This window comes from Sulfitobacter sp. W074 (assembly GCF_025142275.1).
Classification (GTDB): Bacteria; Pseudomonadota; Alphaproteobacteria; order Rhodobacterales; family Rhodobacteraceae; genus Sulfitobacter; species Sulfitobacter profundi.
Window position 1 is genome coordinate 2,222,425 of record NZ_CP081130.1, and the last position, 21,340, is coordinate 2,243,764.

22 protein-coding genes are annotated in these 21,340 nt (G+C 61.3%); 10 read left to right on the forward strand and 12 right to left on the reverse strand.

Going from position 1 to position 21,340, the window contains the following annotated elements; translation table 11 throughout:
• Window positions 1-13: 13 nt before the first annotated feature.
• The 6 genes from K3762_RS10990 (at window position 14) to K3762_RS11015 (ending at window position 5,414) form a co-directional block, all read left to right on the forward strand.
• On the forward strand, window positions 14-889 hold the full coding sequence (locus K3762_RS10990; RefSeq protein ID WP_067627403.1) for an STAS domain-containing protein: 876 nt from the start codon (window positions 14-16) through the stop codon (window positions 887-889).
• A gap of 1 nt (window position 890) precedes the next feature.
• On the forward strand, window positions 891-1,244 hold the full coding sequence (locus K3762_RS10995) for an STAS domain-containing protein (RefSeq protein WP_260009474.1): 354 nt from the start codon (window positions 891-893) through the stop codon (window positions 1,242-1,244).
• Complete coding sequence (locus K3762_RS11000) at window positions 1,216-1,656, forward strand: ATP-binding protein (RefSeq protein WP_132443271.1); 441 nt, start codon at window positions 1,216-1,218, stop codon at window positions 1,654-1,656. Before K3762_RS10995 ends, K3762_RS11000 begins: the two co-directional genes overlap by 29 nt.
• Window positions 1,653-2,663 carry an ATP-binding protein gene (locus K3762_RS11005; RefSeq protein WP_260009475.1) on the forward strand — a complete coding sequence of 337 codons (1,011 nt, stop codon included), beginning with the start codon at window positions 1,653-1,655 and terminating at the stop codon, window positions 2,661-2,663. Before K3762_RS11000 ends, K3762_RS11005 begins: the two co-directional genes overlap by 4 nt.
• The gene (locus K3762_RS11010) at window positions 2,663-3,799 is read left to right on the forward strand and encodes a sensor histidine kinase (protein WP_082849486.1); all 1,137 of its coding nucleotides are present in this window, start codon (window positions 2,663-2,665) and stop codon (window positions 3,797-3,799) included. Before K3762_RS11005 ends, K3762_RS11010 begins: the two co-directional genes overlap by 1 nt.
• Before the next feature lie 175 nt (window positions 3,800-3,974).
• A complete protein-coding gene (locus K3762_RS11015) occupies window positions 3,975-5,414 on the forward strand; it encodes an aldehyde dehydrogenase family protein (RefSeq protein WP_132443269.1) in 1,440 nt (479 codons plus the stop codon).
• A gap of 65 nt (window positions 5,415-5,479) precedes the next feature.
• On the opposite strand, the gene arsH is transcribed toward K3762_RS11015, so the two are convergent.
• From arsH to K3762_RS11030, 3 genes are read right to left on the reverse strand one after another with little or no spacing between them, the layout of a single operon-like run.
• A complete protein-coding gene (gene arsH / locus K3762_RS11020; protein WP_067627396.1) occupies window positions 5,480-6,190 on the reverse strand; it encodes an arsenical resistance protein ArsH in 711 nt (236 codons plus the stop codon).
• A 39-nt stretch (window positions 6,191-6,229) separates the two neighbouring features.
• Window positions 6,230-7,288 carry an ACR3 family arsenite efflux transporter gene (arsB, locus tag K3762_RS11025; protein ID WP_132443267.1) on the reverse strand — a complete coding sequence of 353 codons (1,059 nt, stop codon included), beginning with the start codon at window positions 7,286-7,288 and terminating at the stop codon, window positions 6,230-6,232.
• A gap of 29 nt (window positions 7,289-7,317) precedes the next feature.
• Window positions 7,318-7,647 carry a helix-turn-helix transcriptional regulator gene (locus K3762_RS11030; protein WP_120351236.1) on the reverse strand — a complete coding sequence of 110 codons (330 nt, stop codon included), beginning with the start codon at window positions 7,645-7,647 and terminating at the stop codon, window positions 7,318-7,320.
• 120 nt (window positions 7,648-7,767) lie between these two features.
• On the opposite strand from K3762_RS11030, the gene K3762_RS11035 reads away from it, so the two are divergent.
• Complete coding sequence (locus tag K3762_RS11035; protein WP_132443266.1) at window positions 7,768-8,382, forward strand: hypothetical protein; 615 nt, start codon at window positions 7,768-7,770, stop codon at window positions 8,380-8,382.
• A gap of 12 nt (window positions 8,383-8,394) precedes the next feature.
• Here K3762_RS11035 and K3762_RS11040 read toward each other — a convergent pair whose 3' ends face one another.
• The gene (locus K3762_RS11040) at window positions 8,395-8,967 is read right to left on the reverse strand and encodes a TetR/AcrR family transcriptional regulator (RefSeq protein ID WP_120351238.1); all 573 of its coding nucleotides are present in this window, start codon (window positions 8,965-8,967) and stop codon (window positions 8,395-8,397) included.
• A 99-nt stretch (window positions 8,968-9,066) separates the two neighbouring features.
• On the opposite strand from K3762_RS11040, the gene K3762_RS11045 reads away from it, so the two are divergent.
• On the forward strand, window positions 9,067-9,633 hold the full coding sequence (locus tag K3762_RS11045; RefSeq protein ID WP_120351239.1) for a carboxymuconolactone decarboxylase family protein: 567 nt from the start codon (window positions 9,067-9,069) through the stop codon (window positions 9,631-9,633).
• Between the two features lie 153 nt (window positions 9,634-9,786).
• Window positions 9,787-10,233, forward strand: coding sequence for a hypothetical protein (locus K3762_RS11050; RefSeq protein ID WP_067627385.1), 447 nt, complete (start codon window positions 9,787-9,789; stop codon window positions 10,231-10,233).
• Window positions 10,234-10,271: 38 nt separating this feature from the next.
• On the opposite strand, the gene K3762_RS11055 is transcribed toward K3762_RS11050, so the two are convergent.
• Window positions 10,272-10,817, reverse strand: a complete 546-nt coding sequence (locus tag K3762_RS11055; protein WP_120351240.1) for a YaeQ family protein — start codon at window positions 10,815-10,817, stop codon at window positions 10,272-10,274.
• 273 nt (window positions 10,818-11,090) lie between these two features.
• Between K3762_RS11055 and K3762_RS11060 the strand changes: the two genes are divergently transcribed.
• Window positions 11,091-12,095 (forward strand): glycoside hydrolase family 113, encoded by a 1,005-nt coding sequence (locus K3762_RS11060; protein ID WP_409202456.1) that lies wholly within the window; start codon window positions 11,091-11,093, stop codon window positions 12,093-12,095.
• A 51-nt stretch (window positions 12,096-12,146) separates the two neighbouring features.
• Here the strand turns inward: K3762_RS11060 and K3762_RS11065 are convergent, their stop codons facing one another.
• The 7 genes from K3762_RS11065 to K3762_RS11095 all read right to left on the reverse strand — a co-directional run bounded on the left by K3762_RS11065 (window position 12,147) and on the right by K3762_RS11095 (window position 21,012).
• The gene (locus K3762_RS11065; protein ID WP_260009477.1) at window positions 12,147-13,133 is read right to left on the reverse strand and encodes a YeiH family protein; all 987 of its coding nucleotides are present in this window, start codon (window positions 13,131-13,133) and stop codon (window positions 12,147-12,149) included.
• Window positions 13,134-13,153: 20 nt separating this feature from the next.
• Window positions 13,154-14,431, reverse strand: a complete 1,278-nt coding sequence (gene hisD / locus K3762_RS11070) for a histidinol dehydrogenase (RefSeq protein ID WP_260009478.1) — start codon at window positions 14,429-14,431, stop codon at window positions 13,154-13,156.
• A gap of 13 nt (window positions 14,432-14,444) precedes the next feature.
• Entirely contained in the window at window positions 14,445-15,137 is a 693-nt protein-coding gene (locus tag K3762_RS11075) for an aspartate/glutamate racemase family protein (protein WP_260009479.1), read from the reverse strand.
• On the reverse strand, window positions 15,134-16,327 hold the full coding sequence (locus tag K3762_RS11080; protein ID WP_260009480.1) for a DegT/DnrJ/EryC1/StrS aminotransferase family protein: 1,194 nt from the start codon (window positions 16,325-16,327) through the stop codon (window positions 15,134-15,136). Before K3762_RS11080 ends, K3762_RS11075 begins: the two co-directional genes overlap by 4 nt.
• Window positions 16,328-16,341: 14 nt before the next feature.
• Window positions 16,342-17,355 (reverse strand): D-cysteine desulfhydrase, encoded by a 1,014-nt coding sequence (locus tag K3762_RS11085; protein ID WP_260009481.1) that lies wholly within the window; start codon window positions 17,353-17,355, stop codon window positions 16,342-16,344.
• Between the two features lie 104 nt (window positions 17,356-17,459).
• Window positions 17,460-19,898 (reverse strand): FAD-dependent oxidoreductase, encoded by a 2,439-nt coding sequence (locus tag K3762_RS11090; RefSeq protein ID WP_260009482.1) that lies wholly within the window; start codon window positions 19,896-19,898, stop codon window positions 17,460-17,462.
• A gap of 139 nt (window positions 19,899-20,037) precedes the next feature.
• Window positions 20,038-21,012, reverse strand: a complete 975-nt coding sequence (locus tag K3762_RS11095) for a LysR family transcriptional regulator (RefSeq protein WP_132443259.1) — start codon at window positions 21,010-21,012, stop codon at window positions 20,038-20,040.
• Window positions 21,013-21,340: the final 328 nt, after the last annotated feature.

Sequence of the window (21,340 nt, forward strand, 5' to 3'; positions counted from 1 at the left end):
ACTGGGGTTCAAGATGCCGCAATCTGCTACGGCCAATATTCTGACTGTTCTCGACACCGATTTCAAAGGTATCATCGAGGAGTGGCTGGGAACGCAGGTCAAAGAGGGCGTGAAACGTTCTGACCTGTTCTCCGATGCGGAGAGCCGGAACCAGAACCGCGAATTGCTCAAAGCCTTTTCCAAAGGTGTGCGCGATGGCATCTCGGGCGAAGATTTCGATTTCGATGATACCCAATGGGACGATCTGCGCGCCGTTCTGGCCGATGTTAGCCGTGAACGTGTCAACCGCGGCGTGACCCCAACCGAGATGGCGACCTTTGTGTTGGCGTTGAAAGCGCCGCTGTTCAAACGGCTCGAAGCGATGCAAGACAGCGAACACGGCGTATTGATCCGCGACGTGATGCTGGTCACCCGTCTGGTCGATGCCTTTGCCATCTACACCAACGAGATTTTCATTCTTGAGCGTGAGCAGATCATCGATCGTCAACGCCAAGAGATGCTGGAACTGTCGACCCCCGTGGTCGAGCTTTGGGACCGTGTTTTGACCCTGCCGCTGATCGGCACGCTGGATTCCGCCCGCGCCCAAGAGGTGATGGAGAATCTGCTGCAAACCATTCTGGAACGGCAGGCCGAAGTGGTCATCATGGACATCACCGGCGTCGGCACCGTCGACACGCAGGTGGCACAACACCTGCTGCGCGCCGCCGCTGCCGTGCGTCTGATGGGTGCCGAGTGCATCATCAGCGGCATCAGCCCGATGATCGCCCAGACCATGGTGCAGCTTGGCATTGATGTCGGCACCGTTTCCACCCGGTCGAGCATCCGCACCGCCCTGTCGGACGCGCTGCTGACCGTGGGCTACGTGATCAAGAAGACCGAGGGCCAATAAGGTGGCCGGTGTCACGTCGATTAATCTGGTCGAACATGCGCTCCTCGTTTCGATACAGGATGACATCACGGACACCGAGATCTTGGAGCTTCAAGACCGGTTGTCGAACAAAATATCCGAGAACCGCATCGACGGGGTGATCCTCGATATCTCAGCGCTTGAGATTGTCGACACCTTCGTGGGCCGTGTGATCGCGCAGTTGGCGGGGATATCCCGTCTGCTGGCGGCGGATACCTATGTTGTCGGCATGCGCCCCACGGTGGCGGTCACGCTTGTCGAACTTGGCATGTACCTGCCGGAAATTCGCACCGCGTTAAGCCTGACACATGCCCTTGCCCAGCTACGCCGCATTTGACGAAAAGGACCTTGGGGCGCAGGTTCTTCTCTCTCAGTTCAAGTTAAACACCAGCGGCGACGCGGTAACGGTGCGCCAAGCCGTGGCGCGCTACATGAAAGAACACGGCGCCTCGGCGCTGAATGTCACACGTTTCGCCACCGCCGTCAGCGAAATCGCCCGCAATGCGATCGTTCACGCTGGCGGAGGTGAATTTTCCATCTATGTCGACCCAAGGGCCAAGCAGCTTAGCGTGGTTTGTTGGGACAAGGGACCGGGGATCGAGGACGTGGCACTGGCCCTGACGGACGGCTATACTTCGGGCGGCGGCCTTGGCCGTGGTTTGGGCGGCGCACAGCGGCTGGCCAAGAAATTTGAAATCCGCACCGCCGTCGGCGGGGGCACCAGCGTGATGATGAGTGTGAACCTATGAAACAATGGGTCGAAGTTCAGGACCAAAGCGCCATCGCCGTGGTCCGCCGCGCCGCACGGCGTCTGGCCGCCCAGCACGATTGGCCGAAACACCGGACCGACGAGTTGGCCATCGTCGCCACCGAAGCCACCACCAACATCCTGCGCTACGCCGAGAAAGGCCGCGCCTTGATCAACGCGCCGGCCGAGGGCAAGGGCGACAAGATCGTGATGATCTTTACCGATCGGGGCCCCGGCATCAACGATATGGATCACATGTTCCAAGACGGCATGAGCAGTGGCGATTCCGCCGGGCTGGGCCTTGGCGCGATCCGCCGTCTGTCGGATGAATTCGACATCTTCAGCGGGTCCGAGGTCGGCACCACCATCGTTTGCAGCTTTGCCAAAGACAGCCCCCTCTGCGCGACCCATGGGGTTGAGGCCGTGGGCCTGCGGGTCTGTCACCCGAACGAAGAGGAATGCGGCGACGACTATCTGCTGCGGCAAACGCCGAAAGCCACTGATATTCTGGTTTGCGATGGCTTGGGCCATGGCCCCGAGGCCGCAGCCGCGTCGCTGGAGGTGACAGAGGCCGTCACCGCCACCCGCAGCTTCAACAGCGAGCCGGGCGCCGTGATGCGTGAGGTGACCGAGAAATTGATCGGCAAGCGCGGCGCGGTGGCGGCCCTTGTGCATATCGCGCAGCCGCAGATGGTGCTGCGCTATGCCGCTTTGGGCAATATCGCCACCCTGCGGGTCCGCAATGGCGAGGTCAAACGCCTGCCGGTCCGCGACGGCCGGATTGGCGCACGCGCCACGCGGGGCTATGAAGAGACCTTTGACCTTGAACCGGGGGATCTGATGATCCTGCACAGCGACGGGTTGAAAACCCTGCGCGACAGCTATCTTCCACAGGGTCTATTGTGGAAATCCCCGCTCTTGATCGCTGGCTTCCTGCTCGACCGGGCATTTCGCGGGCGTGACGACGCCTCCATCGTGGTCATACGCATTGCACGGGACGCGGACTGATGAAAGCTACGAACCTCACGTCGGTTAACCTTGAAAAAGGCGGCGATATCGCGGCTCTGCGCCAGATTGCCCTGACCCTGACCGAAGCGATGCGCTTTACCTCTTTTGAGCGGACGCGCACCGTCACCGCCGCTGTGGAACTGGGCCGCAACGCCATTGAGCATGGGCAAAAGGGCCGCGCCCGGTTTTCGCTGACGGATGTCAACGGCAAGCCTGCCCTTGGCCTGACTGTGATTGATCAGGGCCGCGGCATTGAGGAAGACAAGCTTGACCCCACCCGCGACATCGTGTCGGAGACGGGCATGGGGCTGGGCCTGCGCGGCGTGCAACGTATCGCGGCCCGCTTTGATGTGGACACCGGCCAAGAGGGCACGCGGGTCCATGCGGAGTTTCTGCTGCCCGAACCGCAATGCGCTGTTGAGCAGATCAAGGCTGACGCCCTCGCGGCGCTGGAGGCCTATAACGCCAAAGACCCGACCGCCGCGCTGACCGAACAGAACCGCGAGTTGAGCGAAGGCATTGCCGACCGTGACCTCTTGATGCAGGAATTGCACCACCGCACGGGCAACAACCTTGCCCTGATCGTGGCGCTGATCCGGATGAGCAAGAGCCAAGCCAAAGAGGACGAGACCCGCCAAGTGCTGCGCGAGTTGGAAACCCGCGTCGGCTCGCTCTCCAAGGCGCATGAGTTGATGCAACGCTCAACCGACAGCACCGACCTTGATCTCTCTGATATGCTGGATGAGGTCACCAAGAACGCCGAACGCGCCTTTACCGGGGATCGCCAGAGCATTGGCATCAAGCTGATTTGCCCCAGCCTTAAGATGGACAACAAACTGGCCGTCGACATCGGGCTGATCGTGGGCGAGTTGATCACCAACGCCTATAAACACGCTTTCAAAGGGCGCGACAAAGGGGTGATCACCATTGAGGTCACGCAAGAGAGCGATGAAGGCCTGACGCTGAAAGTCTATGACGATGGTGTCGGCCTGCCCGAAGATGCCAAACGGCCCGAGCGGTCGGATTCGCTGGGCTGGCGGATGATCCGCACGCTCACCTTCCAGCATGAGGCGACGCTGAAGGTCGAGGGCCAAGACGGGCTTTGTGTCGAGATCCGCTTCCCCGCACAGGGCTAAGTGCCCCCCCGTGGGCCCGCCGGTTTCGGGCCGCCGCGTCCGTATTTTTGATCAAAAATCACCTCTGAACTTTTCCACCCCGTAAAATTGTCCTAGGCATATCGGGAGCCGGCGATTCCCGGACACTTCTAAGCGGCAAAAAAGACGCCCGCTTGGCCAATAACGGAGACAGAGCATGATCGAAAAACGTGATTTCTATATCGACGGCAAATGGGTCGCCCCGCTTGAGGGCAGCGAACATAAGGTCATCAACCCGTCGACCGAAGAGCCCTGCACCGTGATCTCGCTCGGCGGGGCCAAGGATGTGGACGCCGCCGTGGCAGCGGCCAAGGCCGCCCTGCCCGGTTGGATGGCCACCGCCCCCGAAGAGCGTATCGCGCTGATGGAGAAACTGGCCGACGTCTATAAATCCCGGACCGAAGACATGGCCCAAGCGATCAGCACCGAGATGGGCGCGCCCATCGAAATGGCGCGCAGCTCGCAATGGGGCGCAGGTTACAGCCACCTGAAGAACTTCATCAAAGCGGCGAAAGATTTCAAATTCGTAAAGCCCTTGGGCGATCACGCGCCGAACGACCGGATCATCCACGAAGCGGTTGGCGTCGTGGCGATGATCACGCCGTGGAACTGGCCGATGAACCAAGTGATGCTGAAAGTGGGCGCTGCTGTCGCCGCTGGCTGCACCATGGTGCTGAAACCTTCTGAGGAAAGCCCGCTGAGCGCCGTGGTCTTTGCCGAAATGATGGATGAGGCAGGCTTCCCCGCCGGTGTCTTCAACCTTGTGAATGGCGATGGCATGACCGTGGGCACCGCCCTGACCGGCCATGAGGATGTGGATATGGTGAGCTTCACCGGCTCCACCCGCGCGGGCATTGCGATTTCCAAGAACGCGGCGGGTACGCTGAAAAAGGTTCATCTGGAGCTTGGTGGCAAAGGCGCGAACCTTGTATTCGCCGATGCCGACGACAAGGCCGTGAAACGCGGCGTGCTGCATATGATGAACAACACCGGTCAAAGCTGTAACGCACCGAGCCGGATGATCGTCGAAGCCAGCGCCTATGACCAAGCGGTCGAGACCGCCGCCGAAGTCGCCAATAAGGTCGAAGTCGGCCCCGCCAGCGAAGAGGGTCGCCACATCGGCCCGGTCGTGAACGAAGCGCAATGGGGCAAGATCCAAGACCTGATCCAAAAGGGCATCGACGAAGGCGCGCGGCTGGTGGCCGGTGGCACCGGACGGCCTGAGCATCTGAACCGCGGTTTCTATGTCAAACCCACGGTTTTTGCCGATGTCACTTCCGACATGACGATCGCCCGCGAGGAAATCTTTGGCCCCGTATTGGCCATCATGAAGTTCGAGGACGAAGATCAAGCCGTCGAGATGGCCAATGACACGGTCTACGGCCTCACCAACTACGTCCAGTCCAGCGATGGCGCGCGGCGCAACCGTCTGGCGGCCAAGCTGCGGTCGGGCATGGTTGAGATGAATGGCGAAAGCCGTGGCGCGGGCGCGCCCTTTGGCGGCATGAAACGCTCGGGCAACGGGCGCGAAGGTGGCGTCTGGGGGATCGAGGACTTCTGCGAAGTCAAAGCCGTTTCGGGCTGGTCCAACGACTGATCGCTTTTTAGCGTAGCACGATGCGGCAGGGCCAAGATTTGGCCCTGCCGTTTGCGTTTTAGCGGTCAGATCGCTTTTTGGTTCACCCGTTTGGAAAGCTCCGCAGCGCTTTCTTTACGCTCGCTATAGCGGTCGAGCAGGTAGTCCTTGTTGTCGCGGGTCAGCAGGGTGAACTTCACCAGTTCCTCCATCACGTCGACCACCCGGTCATAGAAGGGCGAGGGTTTCATCCGGTCATCCTCGTCAAACTCCAAAAAGGCTTTGGGGGTTGAGGATTGGTTGGGGATGGTCAGCAGCCGCATCCAACGGCCCAAGATGCGCAGCTGGTTCACGGCGTTGAAACTCTGCGAGCCGCCGCTGACCTGCATCACGGCCAAAGTCTTGCCTTGGGTCGGGCGCACCCCGCCCAGCGACAGGGGGATCCAGTCAACTTGGGTTTTCATGACGCCCGTCATCGCCCCGTGACGTTCGGGCGAACACCAGACCATGCCCTCGGACCATTGCACCAGATCGCGCAGTTCCTGCACTTTGGGATGTTCGGGTGCGGCATCGTCGGGCAACGGCAGCCCCGTGGGGTTAAATGTCCGCGTCTCGGCCCCGAGGCGGGTGAGGATGCGGGCGGCCTCCTCGGTCATCAGGCGGCTGAAGGACCGCGGGCGGAGCGAGCCGTAGAGCAGCAGAATGCGCGGGCCGTGGGTGGCGCGCTCAGGCGACAGCAGGCGGGCGTCGTCGATGGGGTTGAAGTGGTCTTCTTCGATGTTCGGCGTATCGGTCACGGGAATTTCCTTAGGCGGCAGTGGGTTATCAGGTGAGGTTCACTTGGAGGCGGGAAACCAATGCTGCGTGCGGTTGGCAAAGGCCACGAGCGACAGCATGACCGGTACCTCGACCAAGACGCCCACAACGGTGGCCAAGGCAGCACCCGACCCCAGCCCAAAAAGGCTGATCGCCACAGCAACCGCCAGTTCAAAGAAATTCGAGGTGCCGATCAGCGCGCAGGGGGCGGCCACGTTGAAAGGAATGCCCCAAGCCCGCGCGGCGCCATAGGCGATGAAGAAGATGCCGTAGGATTGCAGCAGCAGCGGCACGGCAATCAGTGCGATGACGAGCGGACGGTTAAGGATCACCTCACCCTGAAAGCCAAAAAGCAGCACCACGGTCAGCAAAAGCCCTATGATCGCAAAGGGTTGCACGCTGGCTTTAAAGGCGTCGACAGCCGCTTCGCCGCCCTTGGCCTCCAGCCGTTCGCGCGTGAGATACCCCGCCAGCAGCGGCAGCATGACGTAGAGCCCGACCGAGATCAGCAGCGTGTCCCAAGGCACGGTGATGTCGGTCACACCCAAAAGGAAGGCCACGATCGGCGCGAAGGCGAAGACCATGATCACATCATTCACGCTGACCTGCACCAGCGTATAGGTCGCATCACCACGGGTGAGGTTGGACCAGACAAAGACCATCGCGGTGCAGGGCGCGGCCCCCAACAGGATCACCCCCGCCAGATAGGCCTGCGCATCATCCGGTGGGATCAACCCGGCGAAGACGTAGTTGAAGAACAGCACCCCAAGGGCGGCCATGGTGAAGGGTTTGATCAGCCAATTGACCACCAGCGTCACCACCAGCCCTTTGGGCTTCTCCCCCACCTGCCGCAGCGCACCGAAATCAACGCCAACCATCATCGGATAGACCATGGCCCAGATCAGCACCGCCACGGGTAGGTTGACCGAGGCGACCTCAAGCGCGGCCAGTGTGCCAAAGAGGTCGGGAAAGAGATTGCCCAGCAAAAGCCCCGCCCCGATGGCCAGCGCCACCCAGAGCGAGAGCCAGCGTTCAAATGCTCCAAGGCCAGCGGGTGCGGGATGTGCGGTATCGGTCATGGCGGTCTTTCGTGCGTAATTTTCGAGGGTTAGCAGCAGGTCAATTCATCCAGCAGGGGTTGGCAAAGTTCTGGCTGCCCGCCGCAGCAGTCCTCTAAAAGGAACCCCAGCAGCGCGCGCAGCCCGTTCATATCTGCGAAATACCGGATGCTGCGGCCTTCGCGGTTGCTGCGGATCAGGCCCGCGCGGGCAAGCACCGACAGATTGGCGGACATGGTGTTTTGCCGCACGTCGAGCGCCACGCCGATCTCCCCCGCTGACATTCCCTTGCCCCCCGCTTTGATCAGCAGGCGAAAGACATCCAGACGGGTCGGTTGGCCCAAGGCGGCGAAGGCTAGGAGAGCGTTTTCATTATCCATATATCGTGAATTATTGATATAATATCGGCAGGTCAAGCGTCGCTTCAATCCCTGTGCAACGAAGCGCCGCCCCGCGCGTTGGTCTGGCGACCCCAACAGCACTCGCAAGGAAGACAAAGGATGCTCGATTGGATCGCAGAGAATTCCGGTACGTTGCAGGTGGCGGTCAGCCTTTTAACGGCGGTGGTCTGGCTGGCTTACCTGCATATCCTATGGCTCAATTTCCGGCGGCAACGGCAGCCGGTGATCTTGATCAACCGCTCTATCGCGCGGGATGAGAATGCCCATTGTTTCGTAACCAATATGGGGGCCGAGCCGATTTACTTGCTCGAAGTCATGGCGCGGGTGGTGACGGAGGAAAAGACCTATCACGTCAAGGTCACCGAACGCGAAGAAGTGGCGCTGAACGATGTGCAAAACCCCCTGACCCGCACCAATCAAGGGCCGATCAAAAGCGGTGAATTCATCGATATCGGCAGTTTTCTCGATCTGTTGCGCCGCGCCGAAGCGCGCATCGGGACCGAGGGCCTGTTCGATAAGGTCCGCCAGATGGACCTCACCGTCGCGGCTGCGGATGGCCATACCACCAGATTGATCGCCGCGCGGCATGCGTTTCGGGCGGAATGGAAAGACGGCAAGCCCTATTTCGTGCCGGAACGGATCATGGCGCATCAAATCCGCAATATTTTTCAACGGCGCAAGATCACCGCCATGCTGGAAGAACAGATCGAATAGCGTCGTCTGAGATTACAATCGGTCCAGACCTTCCGCGATTTCGCGGGCGATGGCATGGGCGTCGATTCCCTCCCGCTCGGCCGATACACGCAGGCCGAGCAGATCGCTTTGATAGCGCCGGGCCAGTGACTTTGGATCATGTTCCGGCGCGATCTCTCCGTCCTGCTGCATCTGGGCAAAAAGCGCCGCGAACTGTTCCTCCATCCCCATGAGATGCGCGCTGGCCCGTTGGGCAAGTGGATGCCCATGGGCCTGTAATTCCAACAGGGTTTTGGACAGCATACAGGCCTTGGCCGGGGCCTCCTCCCGGCAAATCGCCAATTCGGGATAGCGTTTCAGCGCCGCCATCGGGCCATGGGCTTCGACCAATTCGGCCAAGCGCCCGGCCCCATCCTCGGCGTATTTGTCCAAGGCGATTTCGAACAGCGCCTCTTTCGACCCAAAGGCCGCGTAGAAACTGCCGGGCTTCATTTTCAGCACCGCTTCGAGATCTTTCAGCGATGTGCCTGCCCAGCCCTGACGCCAAAACAGATCGCGGGCGCGGTCGATCAGCTCGGCTCGGTCGTGGTTTGGTTTGCGGGGCATGATATCACCATGTGTTGAACGATCACTCAAATATATACTTGAGTGATCGCTCAAAAAACCCTAAATAGCAAATATTGACGACTAACAAAGGTAGAGATCATGACATTCCCGTCCCACGACCAAGACTCCGCACCCGAAGCCTCCAAGCCGCTGCTGGCGGAATCGCAAAAGGCCTTTGGCCGCCTGCCGGGTCTGCACAAGGTGCTGGCCGAAAGCCCGCAAGCCTATGAAGGCTATCAGGTGCTGCACAAGCTATTCACCGAGACGGATTTCGACGCCGAAGAGCTGACCGTGGTTTGGCAGTCGATCAACGTCGAGAACGAGTGCCACTACTGCGTGCCCGCCCACACCGGCATTGCCAAGATGATGAAGGTCTCGGACGAGATCAGCGACGCGCTGCGCAATGAAACCGCCCTGCCGACACCCAAACTCGAAGCGCTGCGGACGTTCACCGTTCAGATGGTGCGCAACCGGGGCTTTGTCTCCGACGCGCAGATGCAGGCGTTTTTTGACGCAGGTTACAGCCACCGTGCGGTGCTGGACGTGATCCTTGGGATGGCGCAGAAGACCATTTCGAACTACGTCAACCACGTGGCCGAAACCCCGGTCGACGAAGTCTTCCAGCCGCTGGCATGGAAGCGCGGCGACAACAAGCTCGACGTTTAAATTGAAAGGCGCGCCCATGGTGGCGCGCCTTTTTCTATCCGCTCGGGCCCATCGGTCCGGCGCTTTCCCCTACTTCCACTGACAAAGCATAGCGCCCGCGCCATCCGGCTGCGGCCGCGCCGATGTGCTGTCCTTTTGCAAGAGACTTTGCTTATGCCCCTCAAACAAACCGTTCCCACGCTCCTGCTGGCCGGGCTCGCGGGCGAGATCGCCTTCGAGCTTTATGCTTGGCTGCTCTCCCCCCTCCTCTTTGGCGTCGCACTCGCCCCGGCGAACCTTGTGGTTGCGCTTGGCAAGATCGCCCTTGGGATCACCCTGCCCTATTGGCTTGGCTTCGCGCTGCATATCGCGCTTGGGATCGTCGGTTTCTCGGTCTTTGTTTGGCTGGTGCACCGCCTGACGCGGCTTGGGCTGGTCCTGTCGGGGGCGCTGTCGGGGCTTGTGCTGTGGTTCGTCGCCCAAGGTCTGCTGGCCCCGGTGGTGGGGCGCAGCTTTATGATGGATTTCGGGGCCTACACGCAGTCGTCTTTCGTGGGGCACGTCGGCATGGCCATGGTGATCGGCTATGCCATTGCCCTGCTGCAACGCCGCGCAGCCTGAAGAAGCGGCGGCAGCCGGGTTTGCCCCTCTGCCGCCTTTTATCCGGCGGTTTTCCATCGGTCGAGCGTGAGCGTCACCAGCGCCTCGTCAAGGTTCACTGTCACCTCACCGTCTTGGATCATCACCTGAAGCTTCATCGCGCGGCTGGCCATCTCCGCCAGCGCCTTGGTGTCACTCTCGGCCAAGTTCACCACCTCGAGGGTGTCAAAGCGGGTGGTGCCGTTCTTGACCTTGTCCCACCAGATCTCAGCCGATTTGCCGCCATAGGGATAGACCACGACCTTGGCGGCCTTGTTGCAGGACTGGCGCAGGACTTTCTCACTGGGCAGACCCAACGTGATCCAAACGTCCAACTCTCCGCTCAGGCTTTTTTGCCAGATGTCCGGCTCATCATCCGTCGATAGACCCTTGGTCATTTCCAGATGCTCATGCGCGTTGAGGGCAAAGGCGACGAGCCGCACCATCAACCGCTCATCGGTTTCCGAAGGGTGTTTGGCGATGGTCAGCTTGTGGGTCTCATAATAGTGGCGGTCCATGTCGGAGACCGAAAGCTCGACTTTGTAGATGGTGGCATTCTGCGCCATGATATGTCTCGTTTTCCAAGGTAGGGGCTGCCTACGCGGTTGGGCCGACCGGGGAAAGGGAATAGTCCTTGGGCGTTGCGCGCGTTGGTATGCGCGACTGCGATCGTTCAGCGGTTTCGCGAGATTGCTTTTGGTCGGCACCTGCCAACATCCGAAATACAGGCCCGAATTGCAGGTCCCCGAATACAGCCCCCGAAATGCAGCCCCCGAAAGGCCCCGCCTGTCACCTACGATGCCGTTGTGCAGCGGGGGAAGTCATCCTACCTTGCCCCTATGATTAAACGTCGCACGTTTCTTTGGGCCCTCGGCTCTACCGCGCTCACCGCGACGGGAGCGTTTCCCCAAAGCAGCAGTGGCGAGGTTCTGCGCGGGTTCAACCTTATCGAGACAACGAGTGCGCCCTTCGGAAGCCAAGCCGCTGCGCTAAGCATCGCTCAATTGCGAAAGACGGGCGCGACGGCGGCAACGGTGATCCCGTTCCTATGGCAACCCGCGCCCACCTCCAGCGGCATCGTCATGGGGGACGCGCTGCCCCATGACAGGATCGCCGCCGGGATCGCGCAGTTGCACGCAGCCGGGCTGGCCGCCATCGTCAAACCGCATGTCTGGGTGCCCGAAAGCTGGGCGGGCGCCATCGTCCCCGCGGCGGGCACCGAAGGCGATTGGCACGCGGCCTATGAAAATTCCCTGCGCGCCATCGCGGTCACCGCAGAGCAAAGCCGCGCCGAGGTGCTGGTCCTCGGCACCGAATTGCGCGGCGTATCGGGGGCGGAGGCATGGGAGGGCACCATCGCCGGGCTGCGCGAAGCGTTCAGCGGTAAAATCACCTATGTCGCCCATGGCGCTGACGAGGCCGAGAAGGTTGCGTTCTGGCCGCTATTGAATGCCGTGGCGGTGTCGCTCTACCCCGTCTTGGGCGCAGCCGGGGCGACCGCCGACTGGGATCGCGCCATCGCCAAAGAATTGGACCGGGTCGAGGCCGTCGCGCGGAAACATGCAAAACCCATTTGGATCGCCGAAATCGGCATCCGCTCTGCCGAAGGGGCGACCGAGCGCCCGTGGGAAAGCGCCGAAGAACGCGCAGCCCCCGCCGATATGGCACTTCAGGCCGACGTCTTGCGCCGCTGGCTTCGCGCCCTTGAGGCACGGGACATCCCGGACCTATGGGTCTGGCGCTGGTTCACCGACCCTGAGAGCGGCGGCGCGGAAGACACTGATTTCACCGTGCAAAACAAGCTGGCGGAGGAGGTTATCGCAGATTTTTGGGGCAAGGGGTGAGCCAAAAATCCCGGCGATGTTCTCAGGCTTCACCGAGCAGCCTCGGCCCACCTAAATGCCGAACAAAAGCACAAAGGCGAGGGCTGCGCCGAGCAGGAATACCGTTTCAACCACCAGAATGATGCTGTAGCTGGGTTTGACCTTTACGACCTTCGCCAGACTGGTTTTCACCCCCAAGGCCGCGATGGCGATGACCAGACACCACCGGGATAGCTCGTTGAGGAACGCGAGCACTGCGCTCGGCAGCACTTCCAGATTTGCCAAAACCGCGCAGCCTGCAAACATCATCAGAAACCAAGGCACGCCGACAGATTGCTGCTGCGCGCCTCTGAAGCTGAACATCACGAACAGCATCACGACGGGCAAAAGTGCGACGCGCAGTATCTTGACATAGGTGGCAAAGACCCCGGCCTCGTCGCTGATGGAGTATCCTGCCCCCACCACCTGCGCGACATCGTGGATCGTGGCGCCAACCAGAAAACCACTTTCAATATCGCTCAGACCCAGCGATTGGAAAAGAATGGGATAGGCGATCATCGCGATGGTCGACAGCGCCGTGACACCGATCACGACGAACAGCGTGTCCTGCTCGCGGTCTTTATGCGGCGGCAGGACGGAGGCGATCGCCAAAGCCGCTGATGCCCCGCAGATGGCGACGGCCCCGCCCGCCAGCATACCAAAAGCGGTGCGGCGGCCAAAGATACGGGCCATCACCACGCCGCATCCAAAGGTCGCCAAAACCAAACCGACGATGGCAATGACAGGGGTAAAGCCAAGGCTCATAACCTCGGCCAGCCCCAACCGCAGGCCCAGCAGCCCGACCCCAAAGCGCAGCAGCGCCTTCGCGGCGAAATCGACCCCAATGGCGCAAGCGCTGTCTTCCGACAGGAAGTGAAACGCCATCCCAAGCAGCAGCGCAAAGAGCATCACCGGCGCGCCGTAGTGATCCGACAAGAACGTGGCGGCCACCGCGATGACAGTCGCGAGCAGCAGCCCCCCAGCATAGGGGGAGACGCGGGATTTGACGGTCAGTAGCATAGATTTTCCTCGGCGCGGCGTCAGGCTGTCTGCTGTTTCAGCCGAAGCTCGGCAGAACGGGCATGGCCTTCCATCCCCTCCATCCGGCTGATCCGCGCGGTGCGCAGGGCCAGCTCATGCGAGGCTTCGGCATCGCAGCGTTGCCATGTCACGGTCTTGATAAACTTGTGCACGGAGAGCCCGCCGGTATAGCGTGCAGCCCCACTGGTGGGCAGCACATGGTTCGGCCCCGAGGTTTTGTCGCCGAAAGCGACCGTGGTCTCCTCCCCCAAAAACAGCGAGCCATAGGCAGAGAGGCGGTTGAGCCACCAGTCGAGGTCTTCGGCCTGCACCTGAAGATGCTCCGGCGCGTAGCGGTCGGCCACTTGGGCGGCCTCCTCGCGGGTCTCGCACAAGACCACCTCGGCGCGCTCTGCCCAAGCCACCCGCGCGGCACTGGCGTTCGGCTCCGGTAGGCTGTCGATCATTTCGGGCGCGCGCTGCAACACGGTTTCCGCCAGCCTGCGGTCGGTCGCGACCAGCCAAACCGGGCTGTCGGCCCCGTGCTCCGCCTGACTGACCAGATCCCATGCCACCGTTTCAGGGTCCGCGCTGTGATCGGCGACCACCAGTGAATCGGTTGGCCCGGCGAACATGTCGATCCCCACAGCGCCGAACAACATGCGCTTAGCCTCTGCCACATAGCTGTTGCCGGGACCGACGAGGATATCGGCAGGCACACCGCCAAACAGCCCCATCGACATGGCAGCCACCCCCTGCACCCCCCCGAGGTTCAGGATCAGGTCCGCGCCGCAAAGGTCCATCGCAAAGATGATCGGATCGGGAATACCGATGCCGGGGCGCGTGGGCGAGCAAGCGGTGATATGCGGCACACCCGCGACCTTGGCGGTGGTGATCGTCATCAAAGCGCTGGCGATATGGCTGTAGCGTCCGCCGGGCACATAGCAGCCCGCGCTTGAGACGGGGATTTGCTTCTGGCCCGCAATCAGCCCCGGCATGATCTCGATTTCGCAATCACCCATCGTCGCCTTTTGCGCTTCGGCAAAGCGGCGGATGTTGGCATGGGCAAAGCGGATATCATCCTTGAGCTCTTGCGGCACCCGCACAGAGGCGCCGGCCCGTTCCGCGGCAGTGACCACGATATCCCCGGTCCAGCCGTCAAGGTCGCGGGCATAGTCCCGCACGGCCGTCTCACTGCCCTCTTCGATCTTGGCGAGCATCTGTGCAACCACGCCGCGGATGTCTTTGCCCTCAACCGCCGGGCGGGTCTCGACTTGCTTCAGATACGTGATCGCCATGGGCTTACCTCGGTTAGAATTGGGAATGTCGATGGATCGCCTCGGCCAGCACGTCGATCGTGTCAAGGATCGGCACGGGGGCGGTCAAAGCGGGGGCGAGCAGCGAAAACTCTGAGCAGGCGATGAACAGAAGTTCGGCCCCCTGCACGGTCAATTCGGTCGCCGCTTCCGCAAGCGTCTGCTGCGCCTGCGGGGTGATCCCCTGCGCCTTGATCAGCCGGATCGCGGCCAGCATGCGCTCGGCATCGGCGGGCCAGAGCGCCGTCAGCCCGGCGCGGTCAAGGGCTGCGTCAAACACCCCGGCCATGCGCACGGCAGGAGAGGCGAGAATCCCAACGGAGGCGCCCGAGGGAAGTTGCCCCGCCGCGCGGTCGACCGATAGGGACACCATATTCAGGAAAGGGATCGAAACCGCCGCCTCCATCGCCGGGGCGTAGTGATGTGCCGTGTTGCAGGGCATTGCGAGGGCCGTTGCCCCTGCCCGTTCCAACCGCTGTGCCATCGCGGCCAGCACCGGGGCGGGGTCCTCCCCTGTGCCCTCGATCAGATGGGCGATGCGGGAGGGCACTTGCGGGTTCATGTCGATCAGCAGCGGCAGGTGATCGGCGTCGTCTTGGGCATCGACTGTGCGAAGCACACGCTGCTGCAGCAGGATCGTCGCTTCCGGCCCCATGCCCCCCAATACGCCGACGACTGGGCGGTTCATGATGCCACCTCGCCCACCGCTTCGCAGATCAACTCGGCGATCAGCGCGCAGTCTTCTTCCGAAAAACTCAGCGGCAGGCGCATGTCGAAAAGCGTCGCCATGACGCGGTCTGTCTTGGGCATGTCCTGCGCTGGAACATAGCGCCAAGATGGATGCGCCGAGGTGAAGCCTGCAGGCTCTTTCGCGCCGAACCATTTAAGCTCCACGCCCCGAGTGGCTGCGGCATCGAGCAAGGCGCGGCACTGCGCGGCGGTGAAGTCTGGCAGGCGGAACTGGATGGAGGAACCCACATGCGTTTCGGCGGAGGGTAGCTTGATGGTTGTAACGCCGTCCTGTGCTTTCAGCCTCTCCTCAACCTGCGTGTAGCGGGCGTTCCAGCGGGCGATGTTGCTGTCGAGGTCGGCAAGCTGCGGACGCAGGATCGCGGCGCGCAGCGCATCCATCCGCGCCGAGCAATTGGGCATGTCATAGCGCGCATCGGTATAGGCCTCAGGCTGCGGCCCGGCCCCGTGGCGTTCATAAAGCATGTAGCTGCCCGACAAGATCGTCGCGCGGGCGGCGATTGCGGCGTCGTCGGTGGTCAGAAACCCGCCTTCGCCGGAGTTCATGTGTTTGTAAGTCTGGGTCGAGAAACAGGCCACTTTGCCGAAATTGCCCGACCGAATGCCGTTCCACCGCGCGCCCATCGTGTGGGCGCAATCCTCGATCACCGTCACCTCTGCCGCGTCACAGATCGCCATCAGCCGGTCCATGTCACACAGATGCCCGCGCATATGCGACAGCAACAGCACCCGCGCGCCGGAACTGGCAATTTTGGCGTCGAGGTCATCAAGGTCGAGCCGCAGATCCTCGTCGATCTCGACCAGCACGGTCTCAGCTCCCACCGCCCGGATCGCGCCGGGCACCGGGGCCAGCGTATAGGCGTTGGTCAGCACCTTGTCGCCCGATGCCACGTCGCAGGCGCGCAGGGCGATTTGCAACGCCTGCCCACCCGAGGTGACGGCAAGGCAGCAGCTGCTGCCCTGCCAATCACGGTATTCGGCCTCAAGCTGGGCCACTTCCCCAGCCTCCCCCGGCGCGAGGTTATACCGGTGCAAGCGGCCTGACTCTAGCACCGCGACCGCCGCCGCGATGGCGTCTTGGGAAAGCCCCTCTTGCTGGGTGAAACTGCCGGTAAACTTGCGCGCCACTTAAGCTGCCTTTCTTACAGGTTGACCCAGCGGTTGGCGGTGTCAAAGGCGAAGTCATAGCCGCCCAGAGCCGCCGCGCCGCCGGTGTGGAGGAAGACCACACGCTCGTCCTTAAACGTCCCTTTGCGGGAGAGATCAATGAGACCAGCGGCCCCCTTTGCGGAATAGCAAGGATCAAGCAGGATGCCTTCGAGCTCAGCAAACATCTGGATTGCCTCGATGCCGCTGTCGGTCGGGATGCCGTAGCCTTCGCCGACGTAATCGGTGTTGGCCATCACATCCTCGCGCTTGACCACGCCCGCGCAGCCCAGCTTCTCGGCGGTTTTGCAGGCCAGATCATAGACCATCTGCTCTTGCTTGGGCTGTGGCGCGCGGGTGCCGATGCCAAGCACGGGGATCTGGGCATTCATCGCGCACATCCCGGTGACAAGCCCCGCCTGCGTGCCCGAAGAGCCCGTGCCGTGAACCAGCCGGTCGATCTTCATGCCGGAGGTGTTCACTTGGTTCAGCAGCTCAAACGCACAGTTCACATAGCCCAAAGCGCCCGTTGGGTTCGAGCCGCCGCCGGGGATGACGTAAACCTTGAGGCCTTCGGCGCGCTTCTTTTCAGCCGCCTTTTCCATCTCGCCGGGCATGTCGTGGCCGCCGGGGAATTTTTCGGTCGTGGCGCCGTGCAAATGATCCAGCAGCACATTGCCGTTGGTGTTGTAGTTGGCATCGTCATAGCCGGTCCGGTCTTCCAGCAGGATGTGGCAGGCAAGGCCCAGCTTGGCGGCAGCCGCGGCGGTCTGGCGGCCATGGTTGGTCTGGGTCGCACCTTGGGTCATCACCATGTCCGCGCCCTGTTCGATGGCCTCGGCCATCAGGAATTCCAGCTTGCGGGTCTTGTTGCCGCCCGTGGAAAGCCCGGTGCAATCGTCACGTTTGATCCAGATTTCGGTGCCGAGTTCTTTTGACAGGCGTTTCATATGCTCAAGCGGGGTTGGCAGATGGGCAAGGTGGACGCGGGGAAAACGAGAGAGGTGCATGGATAATCCTTGTCGTAGCTATGGGTGTGCAGCGGGGCGCGTTGCCGCTGGTTGACCTTGGTGCGAGACGGGGTCCAGCGTTGCACCGGCCCCTGCCCATCATGTTATCCGCGCATTAGCGCATAGGAAGGATCATATGGCGAGGGATCGATCACTTCGGTGCCAACGATTTCCCCATAGAGATCAAGCGGGATTTGCGTGCCGGGCGTGGCCAGCGCCGGATTGACGAAGGCATAGGCGAGGTTCATGCCCACCCGGTGCCCCCAATCGCCTGAGGTTACGGTGCCGACAACCTTGCCGTCTTGCATGAGTGAGGCACCGCCATGGGCCGGGGCATGGGTCGCGTCGACCTTGAGCGTCACCAGTTTTTTGCGCGGCCCTTCTTCCATGCGCTTGTGCAGGGCGACCTTGCCAATGAAATCGGCGGGCTTTTCGGGTTTTACGAAACGGTCCAGCGCGGTCTCAAATGGGTCGAACTCGGTCAGCAGGTCAGCTTTCCAGTGCATAAAGCCTTTCTCCATCCGCATCGATTCCACCGCACGGGCGCCGAAGAGCTTCAGACCATGCGTCTTGCCAGCGTCGCGCAGGGCCAGATAGGCGGCATAAAGCGCGTTGTTGGGTACGTGGATTTCATAGGCCAACTCGCCCGAGAAACTGACGCCTAGCACCGTGGCAGGTGCAAATCCGATGAAACATTCGCGCAGGCTGAGCCATGGGAACGCCTCTTTCGACCAGTCGCCGCGCGCACAGGCGCTGAGCACATCGCGTGCCTTGGGCCCGGCGAGCACGAGGATCGTTTGGTCATTGGTGAGGCTGCGGATTTGCACATCTTCGTCGTCGCGCAGATGCAGTTTGAGCCAGTCCATGTCGTGATATTCGCTGGCGGCTGCCGACCCGTACCAGACCCGCTGCGGGCCGCGGTCCGAGGCGGGCAAGTTGGCCACTGTGGCTTCGCCTTTGACCATCCCGTGGTGGTTCAGCAGATAGCCCAAGCCCACCCGTCCGTCGCGTTTTGTGACCGCGCCGCAGAACATCCGGTCAAGGAAACTGTGGCGGTCGCTGCCGGTGATCTCGAACCGGTTGAAGCCGTTGACCTCGCAAAGGCCGACATTCTCGGCCACGTTCTTCACTTCAGCCGCGACCACGTCGAATGCCTCGTCGAAGTCAAAGCTGAGGGTCGGGTGAAAATCGGGCGACGGTTTGATGTAATCGACCCGCTCCCAACCGTTGACCACGGTGAACTCGGCCCCTTCGGCGGCCATCACCGGGGTCAACGGTGTGGTTTTGGCAGGGCGCGCGGCGGGCCGGTGCTCATGCGGGAAGTGGAAGCGGAATTCGTTCTGGTAATCTTCGATGGCCTTAAGCGCCGTCAGTTCCACATTGGCGTGCCCGGTAAAACGGCGCGGGTCGATGACCCAAGTGTCATACTGCGCCTCGCCATGGACGATCTGCTGGGCCAGCAGCCAGCCATGCCCCCCGCCCTCGCCCAGACCTGCACGCAGGCCGATGATGCAAAAGGCGTTGCGCTTGCCGGGGATCGGGCCAACCAGCGGCGCGCCGTCGATGGTATAGGTGATCGGGCCATTGACGATGGACCGGATGCCGGTTTCGGCCAGTGCGGGCATGCGCTCAAAGGCGCCTTCGAGCACGTCCATGACCCGCTCAAGATCATCCGGGCACAGGGCGTTGACGAAATTGGGGTCGATCCCGTCCATTCCCCACGTCTTGCAGTCCTGCTCATAAAAGCCGACCAGCAAGCCGTTCTTTTCTTGGCGGCTGTAATAGTCCGAGATCGGACAGCGCAGCAGCGGCATCCGGTGACCGGCCTCGGCGATGGCTGGGATGTCTTCGGTCAGAAAATACTGGTGCTCCATCGAGGCGACGGGATGATGCACCCCCATCATGCTGCCGACCTCTTTCACACGGTAACCGCAGGCGTTGACCACGATATCGCAGTCGATGTCGCCATGTTTGGTGTGGACCGTCCAAGTGTCGTCTTTGTGCTGCGTCAGGGCGGTGACCGGCGTGTTGCGGTAGACCTCGGCCCCGGCCTTGCGCGCGTGAAAAGCCAAAGCCTGACAAAGCTGCGCGGGATCAATGTCGCCGTCGAGCGGATCCCAAAGCCCGCCCAGCAGGTTCTCTGTCGAGATCAGCGGGTGGCGTCGGGCGCATTCTTCGGCGTCGATGACTTCCAGATCCACATCCATGCCGCGTGCCATTGAGGCAAAATGGCGATAGCCCTGCATCTGCGCTTCGGTATTGGCCAATCGGATGCCGCCGTCGGCGTGGTGGTAGTTGATCGGATACTCCGGGTCTTCGGATAAGCGTTTGTAAAGGTTGATGGAATGGGTTTTCAGCCCGACCATCGTTTGATTGGCCCCAAAATTCGTGACCTGCGCCGCCGAATGCCAAGTTGTGCCTGACGTAAGCTCATCACGCTCGACCAAGACGACATCTGTCCAGCCTTCTTGTGTGAGATGATAAAGCGTCGAGCAGCCAGCGATACCGCCGCCAATGACAACCACCTTGGTCCGAGATTTCATGGCGTGCGCCTCCGATAGATACTGAGATCAGAGGGCCAGAAAGAGGGTTAAACAACAAACGCTAATGCGGGTGTTGGAAAAAATCGCAAGATAGTTTCGATAGCTTGATTAGACCCCGAAGCGGCAATAGCCCTGCCCCCTACTCTATCAGCTGGAAACTCTCTGCCAACCAAGGGGTGCTGGCGTGCAGGGGCTCGATCACATGCTGATGAATGAGGTCGCGCATCTCGGCATCAACCAGTTCGACGACAGAGCGCGAACAATCCGGCGTGCTCATCAAGGCCAATGTCCGCGCAAAAGCCTTGCCCGGAAAGCGGTGCATGCGCAGATCGCCATGAAACCGCGCGGCGCGGGAAAACAACAGCGGGGTTGTGATCGTCCAGCCCGCATTCGCCGCCACCATCGCCATCAGGGTCTGGTTGTTGCTGCATTCGAACCGATGCGGCGACGTGACCCCCAAGCGCCGCAAGTGAGTGTCAATCTGCCGGGCGATCATCAGGTTGCCGGAAAACCGCAAAAAGGGCAGCTTTGCCCTGCCCTCCATGATCTGTGAGAGGGTTTCCGACGCGAGACGGGGCAGAACGATGATAAAAGGGTCACGCAGAAGCGGGCGCTCTTGCAGGTCGCTGATCGTTTCCCCGGGCGCGGTGCATATACCGAGATCGAGCTGACGGTTGCGCAGCATGCCGATCAGGTCGTGGCTGACCCCGGTATGATAGCTGAAATCGCAGCTGGGCATCGTCTTGGTCAGGGAGACTGCCAAATACGGCACGATATCGCTCTCCAAATCTTCGATCGCACCGATTCTAAGGAAGCTCGCGTCGGCGACGTTGCCGGCGGAGACCTCGGCCTTGGCCTTGCGGATCGTGCGCAGCGCCTCGTCGATTTTGCGCGAAAAGACCTGCCCTTTGGGCGTCAAGACCATCGGACGCCGGGCATGGTTGAAGAGCTCAACACCCAAGTGGTCTTCCAAGCTGCGCAGATGATGCGACACGGTGCTCACCGTCAATCCCGCATCCCGCGCGGCGGCTTGCAGCGACCCTTCCTTGGCACAGACTTGAAACAGTTCGAGCGACTTCAGGCTGATATCTCTGGCGGCTTTGGTCCGAGCCATGGCGGCGTCCTATTCCTGCTGACCCTGCGCTAAGGTGTAGCATTGTTTGAGATGATAAATATCAAAACTTCACAGCAGGCAGATGGTATTCTGAAGTTGCCCAAGCTGTAGAAGTCTCAGGCTCTCGGAAAACTACGAACCAACGCGGCCCAGAAATGACCGACGTCTAGAACAAGAACGTGGAAGCAGATAGCATGACCAACGCGGAAAACGGCGATTTGATAGAGCTACGATTTTCACGGAAACCTTGCTGAAACAAGGTGGTACCCAAGGCCGGACTCGAACCAGAACGCCTCGCGGCGGGGGATTTTGAATTCTCACGAATTAT